Genomic DNA, 12,263 nt, shown 5'->3' with positions numbered 1-12,263 from the left:
TAGTGGCTACTTTGCTTTCCGAATTCGCTGGATTATCTTCGCAGCGCGCCGCGCCTCATCTCGGTTGACCGGCGAGGCGCCGACACGCACTCGAATGACATCTGTTCCGCGTTTCTGGGCAAGGGATGGTTCACCTTCCGGTCGAGTGAGATCATCGCTCACCGCGGCGGTGTACTTCATCCTTGCTCCTTTGATGGGTGACAATCTGCCCAATGTACGGTACGGCTCATGCGGGCCTCACTGGTATCGGTGTAAGACGTTTGCATTGGACGGGGCCTCCTGCGCCAGATGTACGCTGACGCCTGCCGTTTGCGCGGTGCGATCCGCCCCGTTCGCGACGTTGCCTTCAGAGTCAAGTGGACCGCACCCCTTCCCGGCTGAGTATTTCTATGCTACGGATCGCTTCACGGTGTGAAGACGTTGCAGTCCACCAGGCGTGTCGTCGCTGTCTACTGCACAGGAGACCCGGTCGCTGACGCTGCCGCGTTGCTCGGGATCACCCGACAGGCGCTGAACGCGAGAATCAACAGGGAGATGCGCCAGCGGGGATCTGGCTGCCGGTTGCGGGTACGCGGTCCTGGTTCGCTATTGCTTTGTCCCAGCTGGAGGCGCACGCTTCTTGGACGCCCTGGTGGCGGAGCAATCAGATCCGATAACCTCGCGAGTCCACGAGCACAACGCCTGGATCTTCGGATTTCCGCCAAGACGTTCCTTGCGGACTACACCAACGCTGACCAAGCCAGTCCCCATGCGCCACAGCGAAGTCCGGAATGTGGCGTCGCAGTCGACCACTTACCACAGCTTGCAAGAGGATCGGCTGAGCGCGATCTCGAAGCACCGAGACATCGAAATCCGCCATTAACGGCGACGACAGTTCCGGCCGTGACTCGCCACCGGGTCGTGAGTAATTTGGTGGCGGATGAACGCCGCACTGCGCGGTTCAGGCAGCCGGGCGAAGTGCCTCGTACATCTGTAGCAGGGCAGAGACCTGACCCCGAAGCAGCACGTCGTAGTCACGGTCGCGGCGTCGAGCACGGTGAAGCCGACCACGGCGGACGTCAAGAATTGCCGGTCGGCCAGCTTCTGAGGGGCATGCCATCTCCATGATGCGGATGGCCGCCTGTGCTCCGTCCCTGGTGAGTTCTTCGCCCTTGAAGTACGGCCAGACCAAATCGCGGTTCATCGTCTGTCGCCACACGAAGCGCGGCGAGACCCGAACTGCCAGTTGCTGTTCGTGCCAATACGCCGTATCCGCAAACCGTTCAAGATTCTTGCGTCGCCGCCATTCTCGCCATCCGCTCGCGACGGCCTCGTAGTGGTCCCGGCGCTTGATGTTGCACTCCGCAGCCGCGGCGTTCACGCGGTCACGGTCATCGCCCAGGAGGATTCCGTCGTCGATCGCCTGACGAATGTCGCCGTAGAAATCGCGGCTGGGATGGTACGGCGCCCCGTAGAGGTCCACCAGGCCGCGCACCACCGCCAGCTTCTGGCTTGATCCCGCGGTCACGAAGTCGGCGATGCCGCCGAGGCTGATGGTGACGATCGAAGTGTCGGTCACGCCCTTAGCCCTTCGGCGGGTACGGGTCGTTGCCCGGTGCGACGGTGGTGGAGTCGCGGATCTTGCCGTCACGCCCGTGAACGCGGACCTCACCGCCGCCGTTGTTGCGGACGATTTCGGTCGCGCGCTTCGTCGCTTGCCGCTGGGTGTCAGTGTGGGCGCTCGAACGCGTCGCGCCCGGCTTCTTGACGTCCCATCCGCCGCTCGGGTTCTGCACGACATGCCGATTCTTCGGGGTGTCACTCTTCGCCATTGGTGCTCCTTATGCACTGGTGGGGCACGGTGGTATGCGTGCATGGCGAAGCCCAGGGTCAGGCAGACGGCGGGTTGCCGCTGCCCCCGGCGAATGCCGGTGTTACCGTCAAGACCTGCCCGCCAAAGCAGCCAAGAGGGTTCCAGACCGAGGACCTCAGTCCAGATCGAATTTCGGTCTGGACCTTCTTGGAATCTTAGTTCCCGCACCGGACAACACTCGGTATGTCGACGAGGTAACCGTCCAGCATCGATGGGGATAAGGTCGGAATTACTCACAGCGGTCTGTGGAGCAAGCCAAGAATGCGCAGGTCAGAGACGCGCGCACTGAGTTACATGAGTGTAGTTACCTGTGGACAATGTTTGCTGAATTTACAAACTCTCGGCGTGTCGCACATAGGCTGCGTGCGTCAGTAGCGCTGGTACTGATCGCAAGGAACGCCGCTAGGTGGCCCCAGCTTGTCGGTCCCATTAAAGGCGGGCAGTGCATCCTGCGACGCTGAAAGTCGCAGCGCGGAGTCGAGGTACGCCGGGGGCGCGAGGTCCGCCGGGGGCGCTGCTGCGCCCACTAGTAGTCCATCGCAGCCGCGCGCCGGATGCAAGATCGCGGTCTGGCGCCACGGGCGGGGTCCGCCGGGACGCGCGGCGGGGTGCGGCCGATCAGGCGGGCCGCGTTGAACGTCAGTGCCGGCGGGTGGGTTCACCGGTCATGAGGAGTGCGGGGAAGCTGATCGCGATCGGCGTGTGCACGCCTCGCAGATCGCACGGTTTCACCGCCATGTGGTGTGCGGGCCCACGGTGTCGGACTGCGACATCTGGACGGGTGCGATTGCGCTGATGGCTGCGGCCGGCTCTACCTGACCCGAGTGGGGTGGGGGTGTGTGTGCGGCCGCATTGCTACGCGTTGGCGATCGTGTCCCGGATAGTTCGACGGACCGTAACGCTACCCACGTGTCGGTTCGAGTCGAACGATGATCGCTTTGGATACCGGGGTGTTCGACCGTCGAGCGGTGTGGTCGAGCGGCACAAGAGGATTCGTTTCGGGGTAGTAGGCTGCGGCGTTGCCCTCGGGCGTCGAGTAGGGGACGACGACGAAGTCCTTTGCGACGCGTTCTTCGATGTCCCCTGAAGCTGTGTGGTACTCGGAAACGATGTCGACTTTGGATGAGGAAGTCAGTCCGAGTGCGGCGATGTCGGCGGGGTTAACGAAGACGACGCGTCTGCCTCCCTTGACGCCGCGGTAGCGGTCGTCGAGGCCGTAGATGGTGGTGTTGTACTGGTCGTGGCTGCGCAGGGTCTGCAACACGAGCCGCCCAGGCGGTATCGGCACCCATTCGAGTGGTTCGACGGAGAAGTTCGCTCTGCCCGTCGTAGTAGGGAACTCTCGGGAGTCGCGCGGCGGGTGCGGCAGCTGGAAACCGTCGGGGCGCCGTACACGGCTGTTGTAGTGGGCGCATCCGGGCACGACGTCGGCGATCGCGTCGCGGATCAGGTCGTAGTCGGCGGCGAACGACTCCCACGGCACCGGATGGTCGGGACCCAGGACCGCACGCGCCATCTCGCAGACGATGGCCACCTCGCTACGCAGGTACTCGCTCGGCGGGGTCAGCCCGCCGCGGGACAGATGCACCATCGACATGGAGTCCTCTACCGACACAACCCGTTTCACGCCGTTGCGGTAGTCGCGGTCGGTCCGGCCCAGAGTGGGAAGTATGAGCGCCGTCGCACCGTGGACGACGTGGCTCCGATTGAGCTTCGTCGATATCTGCACCGTCAGTGCGCACCCTCGCAGAGCATCCTCGGTGACGCTCGTGTCTGGGGTGGCCGCGGCGAAGTTTCCACCCATGCCGATGAAGACCGACGCCCGCCCATCGCGCATCGCCCTGATGCCGTCCACCGTGTCGTAACCGTGCCGGCGGGGACTGCGGATCCCGAACCGCGTGTCCAGCGCTGCCAGGAAGTTCTCGGGCATCTTCTCCCAAATACCCATGGTGCGGTCGCCCTGGACGTTGGAGTGGCCGCGCACCGGGCACACACCGGCTCCGGGCTTGCCGATCATGCCGCGCATCAAGAGGATGTTGGTGGCCTCACCGATGGTCGCAACCGCGTGCCGCTGTTGGGTGAGGCCCATCGCCCAGCACAGGACGGTGCGTTCGGATGCGATGAGCATGTCGGCCACGCGACGCAGCTGTTGCCGGTCGACGCCCGCCGCCTCAGTGACGATGTCGAGATTGAAGCAGCGCGTTCGGGTCTCGTACTCGTCGAAGCGTGCGCAGTGCCGCTCGATGAACATCCTGTCGACGACTGAGCCGGGCTCGGCGTCCTCAGCTTCCAGCAACAGCCGACCGAGGCCCGCGAACAGTGCCATGTCCCCGCCGATGCGGATCTGAACGAACTCGTCGGCGATCGGCACACCGTGGCCGACCACACCGTGCACCTTCTGCGGATCCTTGAACCGCATGAGACCGGCTTCAGGTAGCGGATTGATGGCGATGATTCTGGCGCCGTTGGCTTTCGCCTTCTCTAGGATCGACAGCATGCGCGGGTGGTTGGTGCCGGGATTCTGTCCCGCGATCACGATGCAGTCGGCGTGGATCATGTCGTCGACGGTCACGGAACCCTTGCCGATGCCGATGGATTCGGTGAGCGCCGTGCCGGACGACTCGTGGCACATGTTTGAGCAGTCGGGCAGGTTGTTGGTGCCGAAGCTGCGCGCGAGGAGTTGGTAGAGGAACGCGGCCTCGTTGCTGGTGCGCCCGGAGGTGTAGAACAGCGCTTCGTCGGGACTGGATAGTGCACGCAGGTGTTCGGCGATCACGTTGTAGGCACCGTTCCACGTGACCGGGCGGTAGTGCGTTGCACCGGGTTCGAGCAGGACGGGGTGAGTGAGCCGGCCCTGTTGCGACAGCCAGTATTCCGGGCGGGCGGCCAACTCGTCGACGCTGTGGCGGGCGAAGAAGTCGGGGGTGACGCGTCGTTTGGTGGCCTCCTCGGCGACGGCTTTGGCGCCGTTCTCGCAGAACTCGGCGAGCTTTCGGCCGCCCTGCTCCTCCGGCCACGCGCATCCGGGACAGTCGAATCCGTGACGCTGGTTGAGTTTGGCGAGTGTCGCCGCGGTGCGTGCGGGTCCCATCTGCTCGAGGCCTCGCTGCATCGACACGAGTACGGCTTTGACGCCCGCCGCCTCGTGTTGGGCGCCGCTGACGGTGAGTTCGTCCTCATCGGCGCTGGCCGGTACGTCGAAGTCGCCGAGGCGGTTGCGACGGGTCACGGAAGCCCGATCCGGTAGCCGAGGAAGACCACCTCGATCCGCGGGCTTGCGGTCGGCTCGTTCGGTTTCGCGGTCACGATGTGACCGGCGCCGGCAGGATCCGGAGGTCGAGCTTGCGCTCCAACTCCTCGGCGGCAATTCCGAACGTCTCCAGCACGGTTGCGCCGCGCTCGGCGTCGAGCTCGATGATCGCCGCGTCGCTGTAAATCCGCCGTACGCAACGTTTTCCCGTTAACGGGTAGGTGCACTCCGTCACCAGCTTCGGGGTTCCGTCCTTGGCGAACAACGACATCATGACGTACACCGACTTCGCTCCGATGGCGAGATCCATGGCGCCGCCGACTGCGGGGATGGCGTCGGGTGCGCCGGTGCTCCAGTTCGCCAGGTCGCCGCGTTCGGACACCTGGAAGGCGCCCATTACGCAGACGTCGAGGTGACCGCCGCGCATCATCGCGAACGAGTCGGCGTGGTGGAAGTAGGCGGCTCCCGGCAGTTCGGTGACGGGGATTTTGCCGGCGTTGGTGAGGTCGGGATCGATGTCGTCGCCGTGGGCCTCCGGTCCCATTCCCAGCATGCCGTTCTCGGTGTGCAGAACGACCCCGCTGTCCGCGGGCAGGTGGTCGGCTACCGACGTGGGCTGGCCGATACCCAGATTCACCACCGAGCCCGCCGGAATGTCGCGGGCGACGGCCGCGGCGAGTTCGTCGCGGCTGAGCGGGCCGCGGTCGAGATGTTCGACGGGGGTGGTCACGATGCCCTCCTGTTCGATGCGGCGACGTGCAGGACGCGGTCGACGTAGATGCTGGGGGTGACGACGTTCTCGGGATCTAGGGCTCCCACGTCGACGACGTCGTACACCTCCGCGATGACGGTCGCTGCCGCGGTGGCCATGACGGGACCGAAGTTCCGCGCCGTCTTGCGGTATACGAGGTTTCCGAGCCGGTCGGCTCGGTGCGCTCCGATGAGGGCGTAGTCGCCTCGGATGGGGTATTCCAGCACGTACTCGCGACCGTCGATTACCCGCGTCTCCTTGCCTTCGGCGAGTGGTGTGCCGACTCCGGTCGGGCAGTAGAACGCCCCGATCCCGGCCCCGGCGGCTCGCAGGCGCTCGGCGAGGTTGCCCTGCGGGACGAGTTCGAGTTCGATGTCGCCCGCGCGGTAGAGCCGGTCGAAGACGTGCGAATCATGCTGTCGGGGAAACGAACAGAGAATCCTGCGGACACGTCGCGCTGCCAGCAAGGCTGCGAGCCCCGTGTCGCCGTTGCCCGCGTTGTTGCTGACGACGGTCAATTCAGTGGCACCTTGATCGATGAGCGCGTCGATCAGGGTCGTGGGCATGCCGGCCATTCCGAAGCCGCCGACGAGGATGGTGGCACCGTCCTCGATGCCTGCGACGGACTCCGCGGCGTTGGTGGTGATGACAGCGGTCACGACGTTCCTTCCGAGCAGTTCTCGACGACGATCGCGAGGGCCTGGCCGACGCCGATGCAGATCGCTGCGACACCCCAACGGTGGCGGCCCTCGCGCAGCGTCTTGGCGAGTGTGCCGACGAGTCGGGCGCCGGACGCACCAAGCGGATGTCCTATCGCGATCGCGCCTCCTTGAATGTTGACGATGTCGGGATCGATCTTCCAGGCATCGATGCATGCCAGAGATTGCACGGCGAAGGCTTCGTTGAGTTCCACCGCACCGACTTCCGACCAGGTGACCCCGGCGCGAGCGAGGGCCGCGTCCGCCGCGGCTACCGGTGCGAAGCCGAATTTGTCGGGTTCGATTGCCGCTGCGGCCTTTCCGGCGATACGCACAAGAGGATCGACGCCGATGATCGCGGCTGCGTCCGCGGAGCCGAGAAGTAGGGCGGCGGCGCCGTCGTTGAGCGGGGAGGCGTTCCCTGCCGTGATAGTGCCGTCGGGGCGGAAGGCGGGCTTGAGCCCCGCGAGGCGTTCGGGGGTGCTGTCGGCGCGGATCGCCTCATCGCGTGTGAGCTCGGCGCCCGGCACGGGAGCTACGAGATCGTCGTAGAAGCCCGCCGCCCAGGCATTGGTGGCGAGCCGATGGGAGCGAGCGGCGAATGCGTCCTGTCGTTCCCGCGAAATCGCATGAGCCTGCTGGAGCCGTTCGTTGCACTCGCCCAGTGACGCGGTCCAGGCGGCGGGCATCGCGGGGTTGACGAGGCGCCATCCCAGGGTGGTTGACACGGCGGTGACGTCGGTGGCCGGGAATGCGCGCGACGGCTTGGGCAGTACCCAGGGGGCGCGGGTCATCGATTCCACGCCCCCGGCGATGACGACATCGGCGTCGCCGCATTCGATGGCGCGGGTGGCGGCGATGGTGGCGTCGAGGCTGGAACCGCAGAGGCGGTTCACGGTGCTGCCGGGCACGGTGACCGGCATGCCGGCGAGCAACAGGGCCATTCTGGCGACGTTGCGGTTCTCCTCGCCGGCGCCGTTGGCGTTTCCCAGGATGACGTCGTCGATCCGCTCGGGATCGAGTTCGGGTGTGCGGTCCAGCAGAGCGGTGAGGCTCGCGGCGGCCAGGTCGTCGGGCCGCACCTCGGCGAGTGCGCCGTTGTATCGTCCGAACGGCGTACGTGTCGCCGCGTACAGGAAGGCTGTGCTCACGATTCCCGCTCCTGATCCAAGAGGGTGTCGGTGGCGATGCGGAATGCGGTGTTCGCGTCGGGCACTCCGCAGTAGATGGCGGACTGCAGGATTACCTCTTTGATCTCGTCGTCGGTGAGCCCGTTGGTGCGTGCGGCGCGCAGGTGCATCGCGAGTTCCTCGTGGTGTCCGCGAGCGATCAGCGCCGTGAGGGTGATCATGGACCGCGAGCGGCGGTCCAGTCCCGGACGTGTCCAGATGGATCCCCAGGCGTACTCGGTGATGAGGTGCTGGAAGTCCTCGGTGAAGGCGGTGGTGCGTTGGATCGCGCGCTCGACGTGCGCGTCGCCGAGCACGCTTCGGCGCACCGCCATGCCGGCGGTGTATCGGTCGGTTTCACAGGTCACAGTGGGCTCCGTTGGGTGATGGCGAGTAGTTCGTCGGCGATCAGGGCGGGCTGTTCGGCGGGGGCGAGGTGAGCGGCGTCGGCGAGTTCTAGATAGCGACAACGTGGAATGTGTTCAGCGAGGTATCGCAGAGAGCTGGGCGGGGTCGCGATGTCGTGGCTCCCGGAGATCGCCGTGACGTCGTTGGTGATCGCTTCCAGACTCTGTCGGACGTCGAACTGTGCGAGGGCCTCACAGATTGCCGCGTAGCCCTCGGACGTGGTGTCGTGCAGCGACGTCAGTAGCGCGGCCGCGGTGTCCGGGTCACGGTCGGTGAAGCCGTCGGCGAACCAGGTGCTCGTCGCCGATGCGAGCATCACCGCGGTGCCCTTCGACCTGACGAGCTGGGCTCGCTCTAGCCACGCCGCCGTGGTGCGGATCTTGGCCGCCGTGCAGATCAAGGTGGCGCTGCTGATCGAGTCACCGTGTCGTAGAAGCAGTTCGAGACCCACCGCGCCTCCGGCGGACACTCCGGCGTAGTGATAGCGATCAGAGCCGTAGGTGACCGCTGCTTCGTGTACCGCGTAGGCGACGTCGGCGATCGTGAATGCCGCGGTGGGCGCGGGGCTGCGGCCGTGACCGGGCAGGTCGAACCCGACCACGCGGTGTCGAGCGGTCAGGAGGTGCGCGGCAGTCGACCACAAAGCTGTTACGGACGTACCCAGCGAGGGGCCGAGCAGAAGCAGTGGCGCGTCCCGCGGTCCGCCGAAGTCGATCGTGGTGATGACGGGTGTGGTCACGTCGACTTATCCGAGTGTCGGTGCGCGCGTGCAACGGCGCGGTCGATGATCGCGTCAGCGGCACCGAGATACGTTGTCGCCGGATCGTTTGCGGTCAATGCCGCGATAGCGCGTTGCTCTCCGGAGACGTCGACGGCCTTCAGGTTGGCCAGCATCCGATCGGAGTCGACGCGCAGCCCGTTCAGCAGGTCGCCCGCGTGGGATGCAGCGACGAGGGTCCGCCGCCCGAGCGTGCGCACCGTGTCCCATTCGGCGTGCCACGCGCCGTCGGGACGTTCGTCGTTGGCAAGCGCTGCGGCGGTGTGGAGGGCGGTTGCAAGCGGGGGAGCCGCCAACGCGGCGCGTCGAATAAGAATGGACAGAACAGGATTGCTCTTGTCTGGCATCGTGGAGGATCCGCCGCGGCCGGGCTCGACGCCTTCGGCGAGTTCGCCGATCTCGGGTCGCCCGAGTGTCAGGACGTCGGCTGCGATGCGGCCCCACGCGTCGGTGCACCCGACGAGCGCGTCACCGATCGTTGTGATCGGTGCACGGCTGGTGTGCCAGGGTGCGCGCCGCTCCAGGCGGAGCGCGTCGGCAGTGTCGTCGGCTAGTGCAAGGGCGGTCTTGGCCGCGTGTGCGGGCCCCTGTATCGGAGTGGCGATCTCCGTCACTGCTGCCAGAGTCCCCGCTGCGCCGCCGATCTGGACGGGCGTGCGGACGCTTTCGAGTGTTTCGGCGGCGTCGCACGCAGCGGTGAGCCAGGCGGTGACCTTGACGCCGAAGGTGGTGGGGACCGCGGGTTGTGTCAGGGTGCGGGCCACCATGGCAGTTGATCGGTGACCGTCGGCCAGGTTCGCGAGGCGGCGGATGTGGCTGGCGAGGCCGCCGCGCAGGTGCTCGACGGTGTCGCGCAGCGCGAGCATTAGTGCGGTGTCGACGACGTCCTGGCTCGTCAGACCGCGGTGTATCCACTTGCGCGTTGGTTCCGGGGCGCGCTCGCGCAGGATTGTGACCAAGGGGATGATCGGATTTCCCCCGGCGTCGGCGGCCGTCGAGAGGTCGTCGAGATCGGTGTCCCCCAGCAGGCTCAGTAGGTCGCAGTTCGCGGCGGGTGATGGCACCAGCGCGTTGGCCGCGAGCGCCTGTAGCCAGGCGCTCTCCACGTCCACCATCGCCCGCAGCACGGCGGTGTCGGTGAGCAGCGCGCCCGCACGGTGATCACCGGGCCACAGCAGATTAGTCATGCGGGGAGCGCGGATAGGTTAGAAAGACGGTCTCGTCCGGTCCCTGCAGGTGGATGTCGAACCGGTAGCCCGTGGTTTCGGGTGTGCACATCAACGTGTTGCGTCGGTCGACGGCGAGTCCGGCGAGAAGCGGATCACCGGACACGTTGCCGTGCGGCAGGTACGCACGGGTGAACAGCGCGTCGAGCAGACCACGCGCGAAGACGGTGATGGCGAAGAAGGGTGCCTGTCCGGGGCCGGTGCTTCCGGGGGTCACGGTGCTCAGGCTGTAGTGGCCGGCGGCGTCGGTCGCCGCGCGTCCCCATCCGGTGAACGTCCAGCCGTCGCGGTGCAGCGAGCCCTGCTCGGCGACGATTTCACCCTTGCTGTCGGCTTGCCAGACTTCGATGAGTGCGTCGGGGACGGGTGCGCCGGTTCCGTCGAAGACGTTGCCGTGCAGTCGAATCGCGTTGCGATGCGCTGCGGGGATGAGTTCGCTATCACCGGGGAAGGGTAGGCCGTAGTGGAAGAAGGGTCCGACGGTCTGTCCGGGTGTGGGTGCGAGGTCAGGCATGGGCGTCCTCGTCGGTGGGGGTGCGTCGAGCGCCGTCGAGGACGATGTCGAAGCGGTAACCGGTGGAGTATTCGGGCAGGGTGATGTCGTGGTCGTAGGTGGCGATCAACCGGTCTCTGGCCGCGGGGTCGGTGATCGCTTGATAGATCGGATCGAGCGGGAACAGGGGGTCGCCGGGGAAGTACATCTGCGTGACGAGCCGCTGGGTGAACTGCGTGCCGAACAGCGAGAAGTGCACGTGGGCGGGGCGCCAGGCGTTGTGGTGGTTGCGCCACGGGTACGGCCCCGGCTTGATTGTCTGAAACCGGTAGGTGCCGTCGGCGTCGGTGAGACAGCGACCGGCGCCGGTGAAGTTCGGGTCCAGGGGAGCGGGGTGCTGGTCGCGCAGGTGGATGTAGCGGCCGGCGGCGTTGGCCTGCCAGATCTCGACGAGCTGCCCGGCGACGGGGCGTCCGCGGGTGTCCGTGACGCGCCCGGTGATGATGATGCGCTCGCCGATCGGCTCTCCAGCGCGCCCGATGGTGAGGTCGGAGTCCAGGGCCGTGACGTCGTGGGCGCCGAAACACGGCGCTGCCAACTCCAGGTCGTGGGGGTCGGCTAGCAGCAACGGGTTTCCGGGGTGGCGCAGGACGCTACTGCGATACGGCGGGTAGTCGAGCTGAGGTTGAACGTGCGTTCCTGTCGAACAGGATGCCGCGATCTCGGTCGAAATCTCGCGCTGGGACGCCAGGGCTGCGGTGTCCGTTAGAGCTGTCATATCAGGTGACGTTAAGCACACGATCGCGTGAACCCGAGGCTATGCTTTCATCCAGTGAAAGAACCCGAATGAGGAGGACGTGATGGCGGGCAATGTGGCGGAGAGTGGCACATCGGTCGCATCGCGCACGCTGTCGCTGCTCGCGGCTTTCGACGCCGGTCATCGTCGATTGACCTTGACCGAGATGGCGCACCGCGCGGGCCTGCCGGTCCCGACCGCGTACCGACTGGTCAACGAACTGCAGCAGTGGGGCGCCCTCGCACGCACGGCGAACGGCGACTACGTCATCGGGCGCCGTCTGTGGGATGTCGGCTTGCTCGCTCCGATGCAGACCGGCCTGCGCGAGTTGGCGTCGCCGTTCCTGCACGACCTCTACGGGGCGACCCTCGCTACGGTGCACCTGGCGGTGCGCGAGGGTGCGCACGCGCTCTACCTCGACCGACTTGCAGGCCACGCGTCAGTGCCCGTGGTGTCAAGGATCGGCTCGCGACTTCCGTTGCACGCCACCGGGGTCGGCAAGGTGCTGCTGGCGTATGCACCCGAAGAGATCCAGGCGGAAGTGGTGTCGCACCTGATACGGGTCACACCGCACACCATCGTCCACGCAGGCGTACTTAAGGGACAGCTCGCCCGGGTCCACCGAGACGGTTATGCCACCACGGTGGAGGAGATGACGCTGGGCGCGTGTTCGGTGGCGGTGCCGGTGCTTCGCGACGAAATCGCCGTCGCAGCACTCGGGTTGGTGGTGCCGAATCTGAAGCGAGACAAGCTGCGGTTGGTGTCTGCATTGCACGTTGCTGCGCAGGGGATTTCACGCAGCCTGGTCTAACGGCTCCGACTTTTGGCTTACACCAACGGCG

13 protein-coding genes are annotated in these 12,263 nt (G+C 66.1%); 1 reads left to right on the top strand and 12 read right to left on the bottom strand.

The annotated features are described in order from the left end of the window. Positions 1-6: 6 nt before the first annotated feature. From BN976_RS33725 to pcaH, 12 genes are all read right to left on the bottom strand, one after another. The gene (locus BN976_RS33725; protein ID WP_158497997.1) at positions 7-180 is read right to left on the bottom strand and encodes a hypothetical protein; all 174 of its coding nucleotides are present in this window, start codon (positions 178-180) and stop codon (positions 7-9) included. A 760-nt stretch (positions 181-940) separates the two neighbouring features. Beyond that, complete coding sequence (locus BN976_RS04655) at positions 941-1,558, bottom strand: hypothetical protein (protein ID WP_235621970.1); 618 nt, start codon at positions 1,556-1,558, stop codon at positions 941-943. A gap of 4 nt (positions 1,559-1,562) precedes the next feature. Continuing rightward, positions 1,563-1,811 carry a DUF2188 domain-containing protein gene (locus BN976_RS04650; RefSeq protein ID WP_036368340.1) on the bottom strand — a complete coding sequence of 83 codons (249 nt, stop codon included), beginning with the start codon at positions 1,809-1,811 and terminating at the stop codon, positions 1,563-1,565. A 942-nt stretch (positions 1,812-2,753) separates the two neighbouring features. Then, positions 2,754-5,081: an FdhF/YdeP family oxidoreductase gene (locus tag BN976_RS04645; protein ID WP_036368337.1), complete on the bottom strand. Its 2,328-nt coding sequence runs from the start codon at positions 5,079-5,081 to the stop codon at positions 2,754-2,756. Positions 5,082-5,154: 73 nt separating this feature from the next. After that, complete coding sequence (locus BN976_RS04640; protein ID WP_199558887.1) at positions 5,155-5,832, bottom strand: 3-oxoacid CoA-transferase subunit B; 678 nt, start codon at positions 5,830-5,832, stop codon at positions 5,155-5,157. After that, on the bottom strand, positions 5,829-6,512 hold the full coding sequence (locus BN976_RS04635; protein ID WP_036368332.1) for a 3-oxoacid CoA-transferase subunit A: 684 nt from the start codon (positions 6,510-6,512) through the stop codon (positions 5,829-5,831). Before BN976_RS04635 ends, BN976_RS04640 begins: the two co-directional genes overlap by 4 nt. Further along, positions 6,509-7,702 carry a thiolase family protein gene (locus BN976_RS04630; RefSeq protein ID WP_036368330.1) on the bottom strand — a complete coding sequence of 398 codons (1,194 nt, stop codon included), beginning with the start codon at positions 7,700-7,702 and terminating at the stop codon, positions 6,509-6,511. Before BN976_RS04630 ends, BN976_RS04635 begins: the two co-directional genes overlap by 4 nt. Continuing rightward, on the bottom strand, positions 7,699-8,055 hold the full coding sequence (gene pcaC, locus BN976_RS04625) for a 4-carboxymuconolactone decarboxylase (RefSeq protein ID WP_051558339.1): 357 nt from the start codon (positions 8,053-8,055) through the stop codon (positions 7,699-7,701). The genes BN976_RS04630 and pcaC overlap by 4 nt, the downstream gene beginning before the upstream one ends. A 29-nt stretch (positions 8,056-8,084) precedes the next feature. Continuing rightward, on the bottom strand, positions 8,085-8,867 hold the full coding sequence (locus BN976_RS04620; RefSeq protein ID WP_036368325.1) for an alpha/beta fold hydrolase: 783 nt from the start codon (positions 8,865-8,867) through the stop codon (positions 8,085-8,087). Further along, entirely contained in the window at positions 8,864-10,093 is a 1,230-nt protein-coding gene (locus BN976_RS04615) for a lyase family protein (protein WP_036368323.1), read from the bottom strand. Before BN976_RS04615 ends, BN976_RS04620 begins: the two co-directional genes overlap by 4 nt. Continuing rightward, positions 10,086-10,646: a protocatechuate 3,4-dioxygenase subunit alpha gene (pcaG, locus tag BN976_RS04610; RefSeq protein WP_036368320.1), complete on the bottom strand. Its 561-nt coding sequence runs from the start codon at positions 10,644-10,646 to the stop codon at positions 10,086-10,088. Before pcaG ends, BN976_RS04615 begins: the two co-directional genes overlap by 8 nt. Further along, positions 10,639-11,403, bottom strand: coding sequence for a protocatechuate 3,4-dioxygenase subunit beta (pcaH, locus tag BN976_RS04605; protein ID WP_036368318.1), 765 nt, complete (start codon positions 11,401-11,403; stop codon positions 10,639-10,641). The genes pcaG and pcaH overlap by 8 nt, the downstream gene beginning before the upstream one ends. An 82-nt stretch (positions 11,404-11,485) precedes the next feature. Between pcaH and BN976_RS04600 the strand changes: the two genes are divergently transcribed. Beyond that, complete coding sequence (locus BN976_RS04600) at positions 11,486-12,232, top strand: IclR family transcriptional regulator (protein WP_036368315.1); 747 nt, start codon at positions 11,486-11,488, stop codon at positions 12,230-12,232. Positions 12,233-12,263: the final 31 nt, after the last annotated feature.

Source organism: Mycolicibacterium austroafricanum (assembly GCF_000612725.1).
Lineage (GTDB): Bacteria > Actinomycetota > Actinomycetes > Mycobacteriales > Mycobacteriaceae > Mycobacterium > Mycobacterium austroafricanum.
This window is presented reverse-complemented; position numbering and strand designations above follow the sequence as displayed.

Excerpts from the sequence above, each read along its gene's own strand:
- BN976_RS04615 (WP_036368323.1), bottom strand. The coding sequence starts at position 10,093 with ATGACTAATCTGCTGTGGCCCGGTGATCACCGTGCGGGCGCGCTGCTC.
- pcaC (WP_051558339.1), bottom strand. The coding sequence starts at position 8,055 with ATGGCGGTGCGCCGAAGCGTGCTCGGCGACGCGCACGTCGAGCGCGCG.
- pcaH (WP_036368318.1), bottom strand. The coding sequence starts at position 11,403 with ATGACAGCTCTAACGGACACCGCAGCCCTGGCGTCCCAGCGCGAGATT.
- BN976_RS04650 (WP_036368340.1), bottom strand. The coding sequence starts at position 1,811 with ATGGCGAAGAGTGACACCCCGAAGAATCGGCATGTCGTGCAGAACCCG.
- pcaG (WP_036368320.1), bottom strand. The coding sequence starts at position 10,646 with ATGCCTGACCTCGCACCCACACCCGGACAGACCGTCGGACCCTTCTTC.
- BN976_RS33725 (WP_158497997.1), bottom strand. The coding sequence starts at position 180 with ATGAAGTACACCGCCGCGGTGAGCGATGATCTCACTCGACCGGAAGGT.
- BN976_RS04600 (WP_036368315.1), top strand. The coding sequence starts at position 11,486 with ATGGCGGGCAATGTGGCGGAGAGTGGCACATCGGTCGCATCGCGCACG.